At 66.6% G+C, this 18,179-nt stretch carries 11 protein-coding genes; 6 read left to right on the top strand and 5 right to left on the bottom strand.

Annotated features, from left to right (window positions below):
- Positions 1 to 155: 155 nt before the first annotated feature.
- The 5 genes from HNV26_RS24015 to HNV26_RS23995 all read right to left on the bottom strand — a co-directional run bounded on the left by HNV26_RS24015 (position 156) and on the right by HNV26_RS23995 (position 8,470).
- Entirely contained in the window at positions 156 to 356 is a 201-nt protein-coding gene (locus HNV26_RS24015; protein WP_171443174.1) for a hypothetical protein, read from the bottom strand.
- Positions 353 to 937 (bottom strand): DUF2924 domain-containing protein, encoded by a 585-nt coding sequence (locus HNV26_RS24010; RefSeq protein ID WP_171443173.1) that lies wholly within the window; start codon positions 935 to 937, stop codon positions 353 to 355. The genes HNV26_RS24015 and HNV26_RS24010 overlap by 4 nt, the downstream gene beginning before the upstream one ends.
- Before the next feature lie 494 nt (positions 938 to 1,431).
- A complete protein-coding gene (locus tag HNV26_RS24005; protein WP_171443172.1) occupies positions 1,432 to 4,371 on the bottom strand; it encodes a CHC2 zinc finger domain-containing protein in 2,940 nt (979 codons plus the stop codon).
- Between the two features lie 266 nt (positions 4,372 to 4,637).
- On the bottom strand, positions 4,638 to 5,411 hold the full coding sequence (locus tag HNV26_RS24000) for a hypothetical protein (RefSeq protein ID WP_253816977.1): 774 nt from the start codon (positions 5,409 to 5,411) through the stop codon (positions 4,638 to 4,640).
- A gap of 2,444 nt (positions 5,412 to 7,855) precedes the next feature.
- A complete protein-coding gene (locus HNV26_RS23995) occupies positions 7,856 to 8,470 on the bottom strand; it encodes a tyrosine-type recombinase/integrase (RefSeq protein WP_171443171.1) in 615 nt (204 codons plus the stop codon).
- A 304-nt stretch (positions 8,471 to 8,774) separates the two neighbouring features.
- Between HNV26_RS23995 and HNV26_RS23990 the strand changes: the two genes are divergently transcribed.
- From HNV26_RS23990 to HNV26_RS23965, 6 genes are all read left to right on the top strand, one after another.
- Positions 8,775 to 9,884: an IS630 family transposase gene (locus HNV26_RS23990; RefSeq protein ID WP_171443170.1), complete on the top strand. Its 1,110-nt coding sequence runs from the start codon at positions 8,775 to 8,777 to the stop codon at positions 9,882 to 9,884.
- 222 nt (positions 9,885 to 10,106) lie between these two features.
- Complete coding sequence (locus tag HNV26_RS23985) at positions 10,107 to 10,307, top strand: helix-turn-helix transcriptional regulator (protein ID WP_171443169.1); 201 nt, start codon at positions 10,107 to 10,109, stop codon at positions 10,305 to 10,307.
- Positions 10,304 to 11,860, top strand: coding sequence for a hypothetical protein (locus HNV26_RS23980; RefSeq protein ID WP_171443168.1), 1,557 nt, complete (start codon positions 10,304 to 10,306; stop codon positions 11,858 to 11,860). The genes HNV26_RS23985 and HNV26_RS23980 overlap by 4 nt, the downstream gene beginning before the upstream one ends.
- Positions 11,860 to 12,618 carry a hypothetical protein gene (locus HNV26_RS23975; protein WP_171452880.1) on the top strand — a complete coding sequence of 253 codons (759 nt, stop codon included), beginning with the start codon at positions 11,860 to 11,862 and terminating at the stop codon, positions 12,616 to 12,618. The genes HNV26_RS23980 and HNV26_RS23975 overlap by 1 nt, the downstream gene beginning before the upstream one ends.
- Positions 12,618 to 17,027: a hypothetical protein gene (locus HNV26_RS23970; RefSeq protein WP_171443166.1), complete on the top strand. Its 4,410-nt coding sequence runs from the start codon at positions 12,618 to 12,620 to the stop codon at positions 17,025 to 17,027. Before HNV26_RS23975 ends, HNV26_RS23970 begins: the two co-directional genes overlap by 1 nt.
- The gene (locus HNV26_RS23965) at positions 17,027 to 18,100 is read left to right on the top strand and encodes a DUF2399 domain-containing protein (protein ID WP_171443165.1); all 1,074 of its coding nucleotides are present in this window, start codon (positions 17,027 to 17,029) and stop codon (positions 18,098 to 18,100) included. Before HNV26_RS23970 ends, HNV26_RS23965 begins: the two co-directional genes overlap by 1 nt.
- Positions 18,101 to 18,179: the final 79 nt, after the last annotated feature.

Here is an 18,179-nt window from a genome sequence, read left to right as displayed (position 1 = left end):
CAACAACACCCAGCCGGGCTGGCGCTGCACGTAGGAGACACAGGACTCGCGCTGGGCATCCAGCGAGTTGAACTCCATCTCCAGGCCCGCCGCCGTGGACTTGCGCGTGTAGACGGCGCAGCGCTTCGCGTCCGAGGGCGGCAACTTGCTCTTCCTCATTCTCCCTCCGAATCCTCGGGCGTCGGCTCCCGAGGCTCGCCGCTCGGCGACTGAGTCTTCCCGGCGAGCTGGTCCGCCACGGCCACCAGTCGCTCCATGTTGTCATTGAGGCGCTTCAGCTCACGGACGAGCCCCGGCATCGTCGACTCGTAGAAGCGCTGCCCCATGTACGTCTGGAAGAAGGCGGGGCCGCTCATCGCGTCACCGCCTTCTGCTTCGAGGCGCCGTCCTTGAGCCCGAAGAAGCTGTAGCCATTCCAGGCCGTCCCCGTAATCAGCTTGGCCACGCTGGAGAGGCTGCGGTGAAGCTGGCCCTCGTATTCAATGCCGTCCTCACGCACCATCACCCGATGCTGCGTGCCTTTGAAGACGCGTGTCAGCACCGTGCCCGGCGGGGGCAGGCGCGCGTCGCGCCCGTCCGCAGCGGGTGCGCGTGCGTCCGCAGCGGCGGCGCGCACGTCCGAAGTGGATGGAGGCGGCGGCGCGGGGGGCTTCGCCTCCTCCACCTGCCGCATCCTCCAGCGCTCGGGCAGCTTGTCGCCCAACTCCGAGATGCGCGCGACGGCGCGCGTGGAGAGGCCCCCTTCGGCCAGCTCCTGAATGCGGAAGGCCAGGCGCTTCTTCAGGTAGTCCCGGTTGCGGCTGCGCGTGGGCTCGCCGTACAGCTCCAGGTACTTCGCCGCCAAATCCGGCACCGACATGCTGGCCAGCGCGGCCAGTTGCTGTGGCACATCCGCCAACTGCTGGCGCGCGGCCCGTGCAGTCCCCTTCTTCGCCATGGTGGTGTCTCCTTCGTCCGGGGCAGCACGCCCTCGGGCGAAAGCCATGGACGCTCTGTCCCCGGAAGAAGACAAGTCGAGAGTCCGCGGCTCAGCCATGCGCGCTCTCCTCCGCGCTCCAGGTTGGCGTCTGTCGTTGCGGCTGCGCATGTCGACGCAGCCACAGCTCCTGTTGGCGGTCGCGAGAAAGCGCAGATTCCTGGTCATCAGGTCGACCGGTTTTCCATGGTTCCGGCCACCGCGTGCCCCACCGAGTCAAGGGCAAGCTCGCTCCGCTCGGCGCCTGACGGCGCCCCTTTGAATCGGGGAGCCCGCGACGGCATGAGGCCATCGGCCAGTGCTCGGAGAGCCCTGGCTCGAACTCAAGCCCTCAAACCGACGTGACCAGATTCCCGCGCTTTCTGAAGACCATCAACAACAACTCCCACAGGGCCTCGGCCAGCACGTCGACGGCATCCTCGCGACGCTGCCGCACCGGGCTCGCGGCACAGCTGCTACGCCCAAGGGTCGACTTCTGTCGTCTCCGCGGGAGTCGTGGCCGTGTTCACCTCTGGCTCGCCCGCCAGCTTCTGGAGTGCGTACATCGTCCGCTTCTTGCGGTCCTGGTTCCTCACCACCACCCGCAAGTCGCCAAAGACTCTGTCCCTCGCCGTTTGCAACGCACGGCCCAGGCGGCTCTGCTGCGAGCGCGGGCCGCCCTCACCTCGCACCTGCAGCATCAGCTCGTCCTTCTCGCATAGCTCGTTGAGGCTGGAGACGAGCACCTCCTCCGCGCCGTGCGCCGCCCACCAGGCCTGCACGAATTCCCGCCAGGACTCCCCTTCGACGTCCGCATTCGCATAAAGCTCGTCGAGGTTGCCGAGGAAGCCCTCCACTCCAGCCACTTTGAGAAGGCCGCCCATGACGGCCGCCCAGTGCTCGAAGGAGCCCAGCCGCTCTTTCCCCAGGGGCCTCCCCGCGGCAATCCACGCCTGCACGAGCGTCAGGGCCGCGCGCACCAACTCGCTCCGGTGCTCCTTCACCCAAGGAATAATCGGGTCATGCCTGAAGTCCGTCCGCGTCCAGGCCCTGTCCAGTTTGGGGTCGATGCGGATGCGCACGGAGCGACGGGCAATGTCCTTTGAAAGCCTCGGGTTGTTGCCGGTGAGCATCCACATGGCGGTATTGGGCAGCGTCAGCTTCTGCGTCTTGCCCAGGAGGCGGTCCGTCCAGGACGTACTCGTCAGCATGGCCGCGAGGGCCGCAGAGGAGAGCGTCGCCTTCTCATTGGCGTTGTCGAGGAGGATGAGGGGGCGCGCCAGGGCGAGCTCGGCGGTGAGCGTCTTTCGAATCTCCTCTTCATTCTCAGGCAAGGTGCCAATGGCGCATGCCCTGCCCGTCACCACCCACGAGACGAGGTTGCACAAGAGGCCCTTGCCGGAGCCAACAGCGGGCGCCTCCACGACGTGGAGAGGGGTGCAGCCCTCAATCATCCTCCGGACGAAGGGCAGGAGGACGGCGGCGAGGGCATGTGCCTTGTCACTGGGGTGCGCGAATGGGAAGTCCACGAAGACGTCGTCAAAGAAGAGGGCCCGTGCGGCTGCAACCTCCTCGGGTGTCGGCCGCTCGGGCACGGCGCCGAGGTGAAGTGCGGGGGTGAGCTCCAGCCAGAGTCTGTCCTCCGGGTGCAGCCCGGGCGTCAGGAGGAGCTTCCCGTCCTGGCCGAATACCGGCGTGGTAATGACGGCCTCCACGGGAGGGAGGCCCGGAGGCGGGTACGCGAGGAAGTCCCGCGCGACGTCCTTCGGCGGGAAGACGGAGTGCGGCCTGCCCTCGACTTCCGCTACCCACGTCGCCTCCCGGAGGAGGACTCCGTAGACAGCGGCCTCCGTCATCTCGGAGAGAATGGGCGCCTCCTTCTCGGGCTGGGCGAGCTGCGCGAGGGCGTTGCCTCGCACGAAGAGTGGCGCCGCCTCGTTGGCGAAGCCCTGCGTGCTGGCCGCCTTCATGCGGCGCTCATTCGCCTGCACCACCGCTTGGCGTGCCTCGGTGACAATGGCCCAGAGTTGGCGGTTGCCTACGTTGATTTCCGGGCGCACGGCGGACGCACGGCGCTGAGCCGTGGCCGCCGCCTCCTTCTGCGCCACCACCCCCTTGAGGTTGGCGTTGAGGGCCCGCCTCCGGAGGCCAAACTTCGCCGAAATGGCGTCCAGCACGACGTCGGCCCGCACGGGGGTGCACGTCTGCAGTGAGGCCAGGAGGGGCGCCAGCGCCTTGTCCAAGTCGGCCTTGGGCGCACTCTCCGGAATGCCGTCCAGCAGGTACTCCGGGTAGCCCCTCGCGCGGCCGAGGACTTCGTGGAGCGCCGCGGCGCCGTGCGTCGTCACAAACGCGTTGACGTCCACCTTCTCGGTGCCCTGCGGACGTGGAAGCAGGGCGAGGCACGCCTCGCGCCCCTCGGCCCAGAGGGCCGCGGCAGTCTCCCGCGCGCCCACCTCTCCGGCGCCGCTGGCCTCGGCGTCATTGCAAATGACGACGCGCCTGGCGTCACGCGTGAGTCTCAGCAGCCGGGGAATGTCCTGCTTGCGAAAGCGCGTCGTGGCCGGAGAGAGGCATGCAATGCCCGCCTGCATGGCGCTGATGCAGTCGGTGACGCCCTCCGTAATCAGCAGCGTGTCGGCCTTGCGTGCCGCGTCCTCGTTGTAGAAGTAGTCGTTGCGGACGGTGGGCGAGACGTAGGGGTGCCGCTCCGAGTGGGTGAGGAGCTTCTTGTACTTGGCCTCCTCCCTCGTGTGTTGCGTCGCACGGGCGATGAAGTAGACGACGCGGCCCCCCTTCCAGTACGGGAAGACGAGGCGCTCCCGGAAGAAGTCCTCGACGCGGCCGCCTGGCAGTTGGACGAAGAGTCCCGTCTTGAGGGCCGCCTCGCGACTCGCGCCCAATGCATGGCCCAGGTGCGCGAAGAGGCCGCCGTCGGCCCACCCCAGCTTGAGGTTGTCCACCACCTCGTCGGTGAAGCCGTAGTGCTGGTTGAAGGACTCCTCGCGGAGTTTCGCGGGCAGGCGGCGGTGGTAGTAGTCGGCGGCGGCCGTGAGGAGTCGCTCGACGTCGCGGCGCTCCACCAGCGCCTCGAGCTCACGCGCGTGGGACTCGTCATGGGGAGAGGGAGGAGAAATACCGACGCGCTCGGCCAGCCGGAATACCGCCTCCTTGAAGCCAACCTTCTCCCTCTCCTGGACGAAGTTGAAGACGTCGCCACCCAGGCTGCCGCCGTTGGAGAAGTCGTGCCACGTCTGCGTGGTGGGCCACACGACGAAGGAGGGCGTCTTCTCCGGGTGAAAGGGTGAGAGTCCCTTGAGGGTGCTGCCCGAAGGGCGCAACTCGACGTGGGCGCCGACGACGTCGGTGATGTCCGAGCGGCTCCGCACCTGCTCCACGAAGGCGCGAAAGCTCATGGGGCCCGCACCTGGGGGCTGTGCCTCGTCGCCGCGGCGTCCGGCCCTCGACGCACGGCTGGTTGGCGCGCACGTCCCGCCAGCCTGGCGCCGGGCCGCAGTTGCGCAATGACTGCTGGGGGGCCGAGGACACGAGAGGCAGCGCGCCCCTCGTCCCCACGGCGCGCGGAGAAGAAGTCCTGCATGGGTTGCTTTCCGGGGACGTGTGGACGGACTGCCTCGCAGCACGCCCTGGCTTGGCGGCTCAACTCACCTCGGGCTGGCGCTCAGCAGTTTCGTTCCCAAAACGCCTGGTACTCGACTGCAACCTCTTCGACGAAGGTTTGCCACTCCTCGCCGCGCATGGCTGACACGTCCCCAACCTGCTGCATTCCGAGGTGGTGGTGGAGGAGGCGCTCCACCCTCTTGCGCGGCATGGTTTTCAGGACGTCAGAGAGGTGCTGCACGAGACGCGCGTTGGGCCGCCTCGCGCCCGAGTCGCCGCGGCGCGCTGCTTCGGCTGCCGTCGACGCGTCCACCCGGAGCTTCGCCAAGTCGTGAAGCGGCAGCCCCTGGAAGGCCTGCTGCTGCTCCGAGGACAGGCGGCGCTCGGGCTGCAGGGAGTAGCGCGTCTGCCACCAGTCCTTCGCGGCCCCGTGACGCTGGACTTCAACGGCCCACGTCTCAAGCCCAAACGCGTGCCGCACGCGCAGGACGTCCTTGAAGAAGGCAATTCCGTACTCCAGCACCTTCACCTCGCGCGTCTCGAAGAGGGCGACGTTGTGGGTAAATCGCAGCACGGGCTTGTGTCCCTCCGCCTTCAGCCTCCGGGTGAAGGGGACGAACTTGTTGTCGATGACAGCCACGTCGCGTGGGTGCGGCTCCCCGAGGAAGACGACGACGGCGGCATCGCCGTCATTCTCCAACTTCAGCCAGGCGACCCCGGCCTCCTTGGGCTGCTTCGCCAACTCCTGCGTGCGGCAGTCCTCCCTCGAGGGCTGGGCTGGGACAGGGCTGGGCGTTTGGGTAACTGGCCTGGGGGAGTCGCTCTCGTCACGCATGTCCGCCTCGGGGCCGGAGGAGGTTGTGGCCGCCGCTGCTGAGGGGGCCGCTCCGTCCCTGCAGAGACAAAGGCTCGGTGCCCGCAATCGGGGACATGCCGACGCGCACGAATTTCCACCGGGGCCTTCGACTCGCCAGGTACTCAGGTTTTGCTGGAGTCCTGGTGGCTTGCCCCGCGTCCGGTAGCACCATGAGAAGGAGGCCTCGGCGGGCCATCCAGCATGGAGGGGCGCTCCTTCATGGGGGCGGCGATGGCCTCTGCTGGGCGGGCCTCATGCCCCTCTGCCTTGGACACGGGCGGAGTTCCCACCTCCTCCATTCGGACGCCCACGCTTCGCTCCAAGGGAAGAGGCCACGAGCACTCCACGAGGGGCTGGCCATGACTGCTCGGAACGAGTGAGGAGTGCGTAGGCGAGGCAACCTTCACGCCGAAGGGCATGGACAGCCGCCTTCCCCAGAAGCCGCTCTCGCTCGAACAAGGGCAACCCCAGCAGACACACGGGGGTGGTGCTCACCGGTGACGAGCAACCGGCGGCCCCAGCCCCAGCACGACGGGGCAGACAGGACACTGAAGGCGGGGAACAGGAGAGTGAGTGGCCTCACCACCTACATTCCCCCCTACGACTCTCGCATTCCTGCCGGACTGCCGGACTTCCCCCGCAGAAGTCCGGCACCCAAAACGGCTGTAACTACGAAGGGTTAGGCCCTCATGCCGGACTTGCCGGACTTCCTCCCCCGTCCCGCCCCTCTACGGGGAAATATTTTCGGCGCGCTTCCCTCCGAAAATATTCTCCCTCGCGTACGTAAAGGTGCCTTTGAAGTCCGGCAAGTCCGGCAGAGTGCCTCAACCCCATGAAGTTGTTATGGAAATTGCTGCCGGACTTCATGCCGGACTTCTGCCGGACTTTGGAGAAGTCCGGCAGCTGAAGTCGGGAGTGTCGCTGGCCTTGCTTCAACTGGAGGTACAGGGCGCCTGGGTGAGACCTCGGCACCTCCGGCTTCCCTGCCCTGGTTGCTCTGGACGCCAGGGACCGGCTCAACGGACCGCATCCGGGCCGGCCAACCAGTTCGCGACTCCTGAGCTCTCAGGACTGGCCGCTCGCGCCCGGTTGCCCTTCGCCTGCGCGCGAAAGGCGGGGCAAGGGGGAGAACCTTTCAGGTTTCGGCGAAGCTGCCCTTTGCGCTCCTGGGCACCTGGGCTGATTGAGAGGAGCAAGACTCCGCTCCGCGCAGGTGCCCCACGAGGAGAGGCCGGCTCATGACAGCTCGAAGGCGCGGCTGTCTCGGCGGCTGCGCGAAGCCCGAAGCTGTTCGTCCAGGTTGGTCCAGGGCCAGCGACACTCCCGCGGCTCGGGAAGATGCCCCTCCGGCAGGCGCCCTCCCCCCGCCGACTCCGCCTGAGACGGCCCTCTGATAAGTGAACGCGGACACTTTCGCGTTCAGTTTCGCCGTTCACTTTCTCCGAGCCAAGCCGCGCCCGTTCACTTTCCCCCGGGAGCTCCACCTGGCGCGCGGATCCACGCTCCTGGGGCCACAGCCTTCGTCGTTTCGCGAAGTTAGGGCGGACAGCCACCAGGTCCTCGAGCGCCGCGGCATTGCCCGGGGCCATAACTCGGGCCCGGAAGCACACTCCGTCCAGCGGGCCGGACGGCCTCGGGCCGTTCACTTCCCTGGGCCCGGGACGCCCTCCTCCGCTCAAGCCCCGCTGGCCGCCAGGTGGCCCATCTGGCGCGCGCCACCGGGCAACCCCCGCGCGCCGCGCTCATCGCCGCGTGGCGCCCCTTTCTCGTGCGCGTGTCCCCGAACGCTTCGGGCCACAGGCCTTTGTCCTCCTCGTGAGCCCCACGAGCCCCCGAGCTGCCCTCGAAGCACCGGCCCTCCGCCCCGCGCGCACCTGGGCGCGCGTGCCGTTACCAGGGCCGAGCCGAATGGCCGGAAACAGGTAAAGGCGGCCATTCGGCGTCACCGCTCTCTCGCTGTTTCGCGCGCTTACGAGGCCTCCTGGCAGGCCGAAGCGCCGAGGCCTATTGCCGCTTTCCGCTGGTTGGGGCCGCCTGCCGCCCGCCGCGCGGCCCAGCTCCTCCCCAGCCACCAGCCCTGCCTACCCTTGCTAGGCGCAACCCTGCCTACCGACGACTCCAGCACGCCTACCCCGCCTACCCACGACGCCAGGGTGGGGGGTAGTGCGATTTTTCGTGAAGCGGGTCTCGCCGGGGAGTGTACCTAGGGCCCTTTTTGAGGGAGCCACCTCCCAGAAAGTGAACACCCCTCCCCTGTTCATTTGCACTCGGTAAGTGAACGGCGCGGGGTGTTCACTTTCGCCGGCTACGCCTGGAACAGCCCGCGCGGCTCCCGCGCACGGTCACCCATCACCGCCTCCGCGCGGCCCCCCGGCCCAACCAGGGGCTCGTGCGGACTCTCAGCGCGGAGGCGGCGTGCCCCATCAGCAGGGCAACTCTTGCGTCACGCGCACCAGCTCGTCGTCCGAGGGGTGCGTGTAGATGACGGTGGAGTCGATGCTGCGCTGCCGCGCGAAGCGCTGGGTGAGGCGGATGTCCTTCGTCCGCCGGTACACCCCGGTGCACGCGGTGTGGCGCACGGCGTGGAAGTTCAGGTGCCGCTCCAGCCCCGCGCGCTGCTGCCACACCGCGAAGCCGTGGCGCACCTGCCGCGTGGACAGGCGCAGGCCCTTGCGGCTCAGGAAGAGGGGCGCCTGGAGCCCCACGTCGTGCCCCTGCGCGCGCTTGAGGCGCAGCAGCTTCTCCAGCTTCGCGCGCACCGTGTCCGAGAGGACGACTTCCTGGGGGCCAGGGTGCCGACGGCAACCCTTGAAGACGCGCAGCGACACGTGCCGGCGTGCGCGGCTACGCGCGTCGAAGATGTCGCCGATGTTGAGGGCGACCAGCTCGTGCTCGCGAAGGCCCGAGGCCAGCGCGAGGCTGTACAGGCAGTGGTCCCGGAATCCCTCCTTGTGCCCCCCCGTCGTGCGCAGCAGGAGCGCCACCTCCTTCTCCGTGAGGGTGCGAGGTGGGCGGGCGACAGCGGCATAGGCAGACATGGCGACTCCATCGTGAAGAGGACGCGGCCATGCACGCTCTGTCGCCCCAGCAAGACAAGTCATTACCCCCTGCGCATACTTGAGCCGGGCCCCACGAGACCTCGGCGTTCCCCGGAGAGGACTCGCTGAGTATCCGCTGGCCGATCTCAACCTCGAGGCACACCGCATCCGTGTCTCCCTGGACGAACGGGGTGAGCCATGGTTCGCTGCCAGCGACGTCTTCGCGGCACTCACCATACCAAGCGGACATGGCTCCTCATTCACAACTCGGATGAATCCGTCAGTGGTCGCAGGTTGAACCTGCATGAGCCGGCTGGAACTGAGCGAGGAGCAGAGGAGCGAGCTGGAGGCGTGCTTCCGCACGACGGAGGAGCGCCGCCTGCGCGACAGGTGTCAGGCGGTGCTGATGGCCGCTCGGGGCCGTCCCCAGCAGCAGATTGCAGAGGACCTGGGGACGACGACGCGCAACATCCAGCGCTTCCTGGCCCGCTACCGCACTGGAGGGCTGCAAGGGTTGAAGATTCAGTGGGCGCCGGGCAAGACGCCCCTCATTCCCGAAGAGCTGGCGCCCACCATTCTGGACTGGATACGCCAAGGCCCCGGGGCCTGCGGGCTGAAGCGTGCCAACTGGACGCACCTTACCCTGGCTGACTTCCTTCACCGGCAGACGGGCATTCGCGTGCGCGAGACGGCCATGCGGGACTTCTGCCGCCGCCATGACGTACGCCTCTACCGGCCCACCTACCGCTTCCTGCGCGCAGACCCAGTGCGCCAGCAGCAAGCCCTCCTGGCGTTGAGCGAAAAACTCCAGGCGGCAGCAGGCGACATTGCCCTCCTGAGCCAGGACGAGGCGAGATTTCCCATGGTGCCGACGCTGACGGCCACCCTGGGCCTCAAGGGCGAGCGCCCCGTCATTGGTACCCGAGACTGCAAAGACGTAGTGCACACCTTTGCCTCGGCCAACGTCACCGCGGGCGAGGTGACCAGCCGTCTGTATGGCAGTCGCACCCGAACTCGCCGCAAGGACGGGCTGTCCAAAACGAAGCGCATGCAGGTGGCCTTTGCCCACCACCTGCTCGACGTCGCACGGGCCTATCCAGCCGCGCAGCACCGCGAAGTCGTCCTCGTCATCGATAACGCGCCCTGGCACCGCGGCCTCCCGGTGGATTGGGCGCTGCGGCGCTACCCGCATCTGACGCTGTATCGACTCCCTCCCTACAGCCCGCAACTACAGCCTATTGAGCGGCTGTGGCGGCCGCTGCGCCAGCGAGCCACGCACAACACCCTCTTCGACGAGATGGCCGAGCTGCAGCACGCACCGCGCTCGGGGCTCGGCTACTACCGGGCACGGCCCCAAGCGGTGCTCAGTCTCCTCGGCTCTGCTTGGAACCCGACTCAATCAGCCGAGGCGTGAATCAGGGACGACGAAAAGGGTCTGCGTACTGCGCAGCCCCCTGGCGGCCCGCAGGAGCTCAACTGTCTTCGTGTCCATTCCAAGGAGATCGGGAACTGTCCGATTGAAATAAGGGCTACGCCAGGTCCGAGCAGCGACACCTGCGGCCTCCTGTGTTGTTCTCCTAAAATCTTCACCATAAACTGCGGGCACAGCGGAAGGACCCCACCCCCGGAGCAGGGCATGGCCGAAGACGCGATCCTCACGCTCAAGGAGGTCATCAACTACCTCAAGCACACCGAGCGGCGCCTCTATCAGCAGTCGCAGGAGGATCGGTTTCCGGGGTTCAAGTTCGGAGACTCGTGGCGTTTTCGGCTTCGGGATATCGAGGCCTGGATTGAGGCCCAAACGGCCGAGGTCCAGCGTGATGGGAGACGCCAGTGAGGAAGCAAATCGCTCCGGATCACCAGCAGGGCTTCGCCTTCCCATCAGGCGACCGGAGAGAGGCCGCCGCTAATAACGTGGACAATGCCCCTGGACCAGCGGCAGGAGAGCCGGTCAGCGAAGGCTGGACTGCCGATCTCACGCGTCGGCTTCGCGTTCTTCTTCACACGTTGCCGTTGGACGCTCTGCGCCGCAGCGACGCAATGCGCGACGCGGAGCTCAGACACTACGACAGCCTGGCGCTCGCGCTCCGAGTACTGGACGTCGTGATCGATCGGCTCGGCCTGGAGGCAGAGGCGGATCGTGAGGCGGTGACGCGGGTCCTTCGCCCCGTCCTTTCCGCGATGGATGCTGCGGCTGACGTCGCTCCCTCGCCAGAGCGTCACGAGCGGATGATTGACAAACTGCTCGGAGGCCTCCGCAACGATGGCGACGCACGCCGTCCGTTCCGCGAGGAGTACACCTCTGTCAACGGCGCGGGCGCGGCGCTGAGGCACGCGCTCGAATTCCGACTCGTCTTCGACGCATTCCATCCCTCGGGTCGCACGGTTCTTCGGCCATCGGCCGAGGCCTGTAACCTCTATCTACGCCTACTCGACCTCGACGTAGAAGACGCGCAAGCAGCTGCCGAGGCCGTCGTGGAATCGCAGCTCGCGCGAGGACGCTTCGAGGAGGCCGTCCACTCGGCGCGGCAGGCGAGGATCCAGTCCGTGCGCTTCCGGGACAAAGTCCTGCAGATCCTCCGCGACACACGTCGGGACGTCGATCGTGTAGACTGGAAAGTCGAGGTTCCCCGAATCCTGAACGAGTCGCTGGCTCATCTTGAGCGCCGCTTCGCGGTCGAACGTGGCATCTTGGGGGCCGCAGACGAGCGGCTGGAGATTATGCCCGACGAGGAAGCGAGCTCTCGCCGTGCCGTCGCTCAGGTTGCGGACCTGACGCGTGACTGCCTGCTCCGACACACCGAGTTGCACGAGCAGTTGCTCGGAGCCCACAATGTCTTTCTCGACGCCCAGGCTCGCCAAGCGTTCGCGCCAAAACCATCCCGTCCGCTTCCACATCTCGCCGACGACGTCCTTGAGCCACTCTTGCGGATGCCGATCGCTCGCGCTGTTCAGCTCCTCGACCGCGCCTTTCCCCTGTTCGTAGGCACACACCTTCCGGTGCTCGCCTCGCTCGAGGGGCTCGTCACGTGGATGCTTCAGCCACGGCGACCGCAACCTCGACAGGACATCGACGTCGAGCCCGTCGACGCAGCCGACCTGGATGCCGAGCTCCGACGATATCCACCTGAGGTGCGCGCGGCCGCGACGGATTTCCTGAACGGCGACGGTGGCGAGGTCAGGCTCTCCGAAGTGCTGTCCAGGGCTCGTGCATCCGGTGCTTCGAACGCAGTCTTGGAAGTAATGGCTCTCCTCGTGCTGCAAGGCTTTTCGACCGAAGACCGCGACACCGCGCACGTCGCCGCAGAACCCATTGCTGGGGCCCAGCTCGAGGATCCGCTGCTCTATGGGGACGACCTACTCGTAAGCGCCGCTCGGAGGTCAGCGTGATGACGGCTCGTGATTCCGTGTGGCACGCAGGCCGGCTCGTTCAATGGGGTCTGAGACCGCTCGCACGTCCTGCCCAGGAAGCAGAGTATCGCGAACTCGTCGAGCACTACTTTGACGACAGCGCCTTTCGAACCACCGTGCGTGAACTCGCAGACGGCCTCGGGTTGCACGTGCTCGACGTCAGCGAACACGGCGTCGTGCTTGCGCCAATGGACGACTCCATCTTCGCGCTCAAGCCTGCGGACTTTCGCCCGGGCAGCTCGAAGGTCGACGATCGCCTTCTCGATGGACTTGCGCAGATCGCCATCGCCGCTACCGTGTTTCCGCGCGCCCGAGATCTAGACGAGGATCCAGACATCGTCCGATCCCCAGTTACCGTGGACGAGGTCGAGACGCAGCTCCGGCAGCTATGCGAGCGCCTTTCCGAAGAGGCTCGCAGTGCGCCCGACCCGAACGCCGACGACGAGCGCCGTGGGCTCATCGAAGCCTGGCGCGTCTACATGCAGCGACTTGACACCATGGAGACGCGCGATTCGCGCAAAGCGATGAGGGCGACGCGACGGCTCATCGAGTACGCGCTCGAACGCTTGCGCGAGTTCGGTTGCTTCACCCAGGTTCGTCAGGGGTCCGAGACCGCGTGGCAGCCTACGCGGCGATATCAGGTCATGGTCCAGCAGCTCGCAGGCACGGCCCTTTTTCAGCTCGTGCGCGACGCGCTTGACGCCCCGACTTCGCCGTCGGGCGGGGACGGAGTCTGATGCCCCAGCTCCTGAAACTTCGGTTCGTGTCTCTCGGGCATCCGCAGGCGCGGATGGATGACCTCCTGCTCAACTTCCAAGCACCCGACGGACGCGCTACGGACTCGACGCTCTGGCTCAGAAACGGCGGGGGCAAGTCCTCCATCCTGAACCTCTTCTTCGCCATTATTCGCCCGCACAAGAGCGAGTTCCTCGGCGGTAAGGCAGAGGCCAAGCAGCGTTCGCTGGACGACTACATCCTTTCGAGCGACCGAGCCGTGACGGTCGCCGAGTGGCAGCTCGACCCCGCCGCTGACTCCCTGGGCCTGGAGTCTGAACACTTCCTGACGGGAGTCTTCTACGAGCGTCGCGACGGCTCGGGCGACCTGCGTCGCCTCTTCTTCTCGTGCCGCGTCACGCCCGAGCATCCCGAATCAACGCTCGAGGATTTGCCGCTGTACACCGCCAACAACGGCTCGCGTTCGCGCCGCACGCTCGGCGCATTCCGCGAGACATGGCGTTCGCTTCGGGATCGCGCTCCGCACCTCAACGTCAGCGACACGGAGAACCAGCGAGAGTGGCAGGACGTGCTGGAGGCCGCCCGCATCGACCCGGAGCTGTTCTCGTATCAGGTGAGGATGAACCAGCGAGAGGGCGGCGCCGACGAGTTGTTCCGGTTCGCCGAGGCCGAAGACTTCATCGATTTCCTGTTGGCCCTCGCTCTCGATCCTGCATTTGGCGACCGCGTTGGCAAGAACATCATCGCGTTCCGCCGTGAACTCCTGCAACGCAAGGAGCAGTTCGTGCCCGAGCGCGACCTCGTCGCCGGCCTGCTCACACGTATAAGTGCCATGCGCGGCGTTCGCGACCGTCGCGAACGTCTGCGCACGGAGCTGAGTGAAGCCCGAACCGATCTCGAAGCCCTCGACGCGCTCGCCGCAGTGCGCGTTAAGGAGCTCGGCGAAGACGCCGAGCGGCTCAATGAGGCCCATGCACGCCATGCCGAGTCCTCGAAGGAGCAGTCGCGACACGCGACGGCGAAGCGTGGGCGCGCCGCTCAGCTCAAGAGACATGCCGCAGAGCTACGGCTCGCGCGGCTAAAAGAAGAACATGACCAGGTGCAGGACGACTGGCGCACCGCCCAGCGTCTCGCCAGAATCTGGAGCGCCGCGGTTCCCCTTCGGCGGGCGATCCAGTTCGAAGAGAAGGCGAAGGACCAGCGCAGGTCGCTTCAGCAACGTGAGCGGAAGCATGCCCCGTTGCGCGCGGAGCTCGAGAGTGCGGCGCGCAGGTTCGCGTCTGCGTTGACCTGGCGGGCCCAAGACCATCGGAGGAAGGCCGAGGAGGCGCGCGGCGACGAGAAAACTGCCCGCGAGGAGGCGCGCGAATGTCGACACCAAGCGTTGGAGGCCGGCAAAGTCCAGGGCCAGGCAGAAACCGAGGCGAAAGGGCTCGAGCAGCGCCTCGATGCCGTCGAGTCCAAGCGCAAGCAGTTGGTCCGCGCAGGGATCCTCGGCTCCGATGAGTCGGCCGACGCGGGCGTCAGCCGTTGGACGGGCAAGGCTACCGACCATGAGGCTGCGGTTGAGCGGCTCGACAGCGAGATCGTACGTCTCGACGAGGCTCTCGAGGCATTCGACGGCGCCATCGCGAGGGCAACGGACGTGCTCTCGCAGTGCCAGTCAGAGCGTCAGAAGCTCAAGGATCGCTTCGATCGTGCAATGCAGGAGCGCGAGTTCATCGAGGGCGATGCCGCGCTCAAGGCGGCGCTCGAACTCGAGACGCTTGATGCCGATCGCATCAGCACCGACGCGGTGGGCACGCTCGAGCAGACGGCTCGTGCCGCACAGCGGGTCGTCGTGGACACGCGGCTGGCGGCTGCGGATGACGAGCGTGCCGCCCTTCATCTCGAAGAGCACGGCCTCCTGCCACCGTCGCCCGATGCCCAGCGCGTGGTCGAGTTCCTCAGCGAGCGGCTTGGCGGGCAGGCCTGGTCGGGGTGGTCGTGGATTCAGGCGAACGTGCCCAAGCAAGAGGCGCGAGCCGCAGTTCGCAAAGCGCCCTCGCTTGCTCAAGGCGTTGTCGTTCGGCCCGCCGATCTCGAACGAGCCGCCGAACTCATGCGCGAGGCTGGACTGGAGCCGGAAGGCCCTGTGCTGATCGGTGGCACCGATGCCCTGACCCGGGCTCCGGAACTGCCTGGCGTCGTCGTGGGACCGAGAGAGTCAGCATGGTTCGACCGCGACGTTGCGCGGACCCGATTGAGCGAGCTCCGAGCCCGTCTCGATGAGCACCGTAAGCGGATCCAGTCGGCGGATCTTCAACAACGGGAGCTCACCCGAGCTGCCGAGTCGTTGCGTTCGTTTCGCGCACGGTACCCAGTGGGCTGGTACGAGAATACGTCGCGCGACGTTTTGGGGGCGTCGCTGAAGGAAGAGGAAGCTCGCACGCGGTTGGCTGCCCTACAGGACGAGCGCAAACAGAAGGCCGCCGACCGCAAGCGGGGCGAGACCGAACGGCGCGACCAGGACCTCAATCTGGAGACTGCCCGGAACGCGGTCCGTCGCCTCAGCGCCTTCCTCGAAGAACACGTCCATCCGTCCGCGAAGTGGCGAACGGAGCTGGAAACGGCGAAGACTCGGGCGAAGAAGGCGGCCGAGGAGATCAGTCAATGGCAGAATCTCGCAGACGCCGCCGACGAGCGTGCGACGGGCTCGTCCGTAGCGGCGCAGAAGCAAGGCGAAGAGGCGCGCGGCATCGAGACCGAGCGGGCCGCGCTCGAGTACGTCGAGGGCGAGGTTGCCGGCGAGCCGGGACCGAACGACGAGCTTCGTGACCGGTACCAGCTCCTCAAGGGCCAGTACGAAGAGAAGGTCGGCGCGGACGCTCTCTTGGCGCTTGCGAAGCAGAACGACGACAACGCGAAAGAAGAGCGCGGTCGACTCGCGAAGCTCCTCTCCGCGGAGATCACGGAAGAGCTCGTGCGAGAGCACCTCGCTGGACTCGCGGAGCCGGACACGGTTGAGCAACTCCGGCAGGATGCCGAGGCGAAGGCGAGCTCACTGCAAGGCCGCATGGGCAATCTCAAGGGCCGCATCGACCCCGCCGCCGTCGCGCTCGAGCAGGCCGAGGGTGCCTGCAAGTCGTTCATCATGTTGGCCCCTCTTCAACGGGCACCGAGCACGCCGGAGCTCGCCGAGACCGAGGCGACGGCCTTAGAGGGCGAGGCGAAGCTGCACCAGCACAGCGCAGAGTCGGAGCAGGCACGAGCGACCGAGACGAAGCAGAACGCCGATCAGGTTCGACAGCGTGCTTCCGACATTGAGCGGCACGCGGAGCGGCTGAAGTCTTTGCGTGACGACTACGCAGACCTGCTCGCGGAGGGGGGCAGCCCGCCCCGTCCGGGCCTGGCCGCGACGTTCGAAGAGTCGCTCTTGCCCTCTCGGCTGAAGAAGACGAGCGACGGGCTCCGCAGAGCGCGCGCGGACTGGCAGTCGATGGACAACGAGCGAGGAACAGCCATCGCGGCGCTTCGCGCATTCGCGGCGGGACCCGAGTTCGAGCGTCTCGACGCGCCCTGGGTGCGGCGGCTCCAGGAGCATGACGAGCCTGCGCTCGAAAGTGCAAGCGAGCAACTCGCGGCGCAGCTCGAGCTACGCCGCAACGTACTCGAGGAACAGATATCGGGCGTCGATCGCCATCGAACGGTTCTGGTCGACGAGTTGCATGCCGTCGCCGAAGAGGGGATGAAGCTGCTACGCCAGGCATCGAACCTCTCCAAGCTTCCCGACCATGTGCCCGGCATCGGTGGCGTGCACTTCCTACGGATTCAAACGCAGGAGCCGGACGACCCGAGCGAGAAGCGCGCTCGTTTAGCCGAGCTCATCGATGAGCTTCTCGATGGCAAGCACGATCTCGGAGGCGTCGCGTTGGTTCAGGCTGCGGTGCGACGGCTCGCGCGGCCGGTCCAGGTTCGCGTATTGCACCCGGATCCCGCGCTCGACCGGCGAACCGTGAGCATTCCCGAGATGGCCCGCTCAAGCGGAGGAGAGCAGCTTACGGGCGCCATTCTCCTCTACTGCACGCTCGCGCGGGTGCGCGGTCGCTCGCGCGGGCTCTCCAGGCGCGCATCCAGCGTGCTGATCCTCGACAACCCCATCGGCCGCGCGTCACGCGCCCGCTTCCTGGAGCTACAGCGAGACGTCGCCCGGGCGATGGGGGTGCAGCTCATTTATACAACCGGGGTCAACGATCACGAGGCGCTCCGCGCCCTCCCGAACGTGATCCGCCTCCGCAACGAACGCGTCGACCGCAACACAGGTCGTCGCCTCGTCGAGCACGCTCCCGACGAGGTGCGCGTCATCGAAGCGGTCAGAATTGGACGCCGAGAGAAAGGCCCGGACGCGCGCCCAGATGACGCGGAGCGGTGATGACTGCTTCGGAGCTCGATGAGCGTCAGGTCGAACAGTTCGAACGTAGGCTCCTGGCAGACGGTGCCGTTCGCGTTGGCGAGCAAGAGCTCTGGCGCGCCTTGGCGAACGTCTTTCCGCACAGGACGCCCGGTCCCGCAGAACGCCGGCTCTTGCTCGACGCGCTCAGGTCCATCGAGACGCGCGGGAGCATCCGTCTGCCGCCGGAGCATGGGAAGCGCTGGGATCGGTCCATGGATCCGGCTGTTCCAACGAGCGTGGACATCGTTCGCGAGCGGTCCATGCCGTCAGATTTCTCGTGGCGGACGTTTCCCTGGCACCAGAACCTTCACTGGGTGGTCCAGTGCCGAAACCTCTCGACGCAACAGGTCGAGTTCCTGCGCCGCGTCCACGATGGGTTCGTGAACGGGATGTTCAGCGAGCCAGCGCCGCTGAAGTATCGGTCGCTGCAGCTCACGGGCGACGAGAAGATGCTCGCGTCGCTCGCGACCACGTCGCTGTTCGGCCCCTCGCGCCTGACCCTGGAGCTACTGGCCTGTCTTCCAGATGCGCTTCCGCTTGCGTGGGAGGCGGTTGGGGACGGTGGCCGTATGCTCATTTTCGAGAACGCTGGCCCGTTTGCTGTGGCGAGACGTGTTCTCGCCGAGTTGGAAGCCAGACAATATGACCTCGTCGCGTATGGTGGCGGTCGCAGTCTTCTCGCCGCGCTCGGCCATCTCAAGACGATTGAGCGCCCCGTCCAGTCTATCCATTACGTAGGCGATCTCGATGACGCAGGTCTCGACATCGCGTTCGCTGCTCGAAAGTGTGCGAAGGAGCTCGGACTCCCCGCCCTCCTTGCCGCCGACGAGCTACACCGCCAGATGCTCCTCGCAGCAGAAGCCTTCGGATATTCACTGGGTTGGCCTTCACAGGAGCGCTTCTCCAATTCCGCTCGGGAAAGGAGTCTCGACATCATCAGCCCGTCGCTTCGCAATCAGGTCCACAACCTATTGCGGGCAGGACGACGAATTCCTGAAGAAGTGCTTGGGCCGGAGGAGTTCCGAGCCGCCTGGTCAATTCTTCCCAGGTGACGCTGCGGATAGGAATCGCTCGGGAGAAGCATTTCGGGGAAACCTGGGCCAAGCCGATGACGAAGGGCGTGGCCCGGTA

This window comes from Myxococcus xanthus, assembly GCF_013116825.1.
Taxonomy (GTDB): domain Bacteria; phylum Myxococcota; class Myxococcia; order Myxococcales; family Myxococcaceae; genus Myxococcus; species Myxococcus xanthus_B.
The sequence above is the reverse complement of the archived record's forward strand: the minus strand, read 5'-3'. Positions and strand labels throughout refer to the sequence as shown.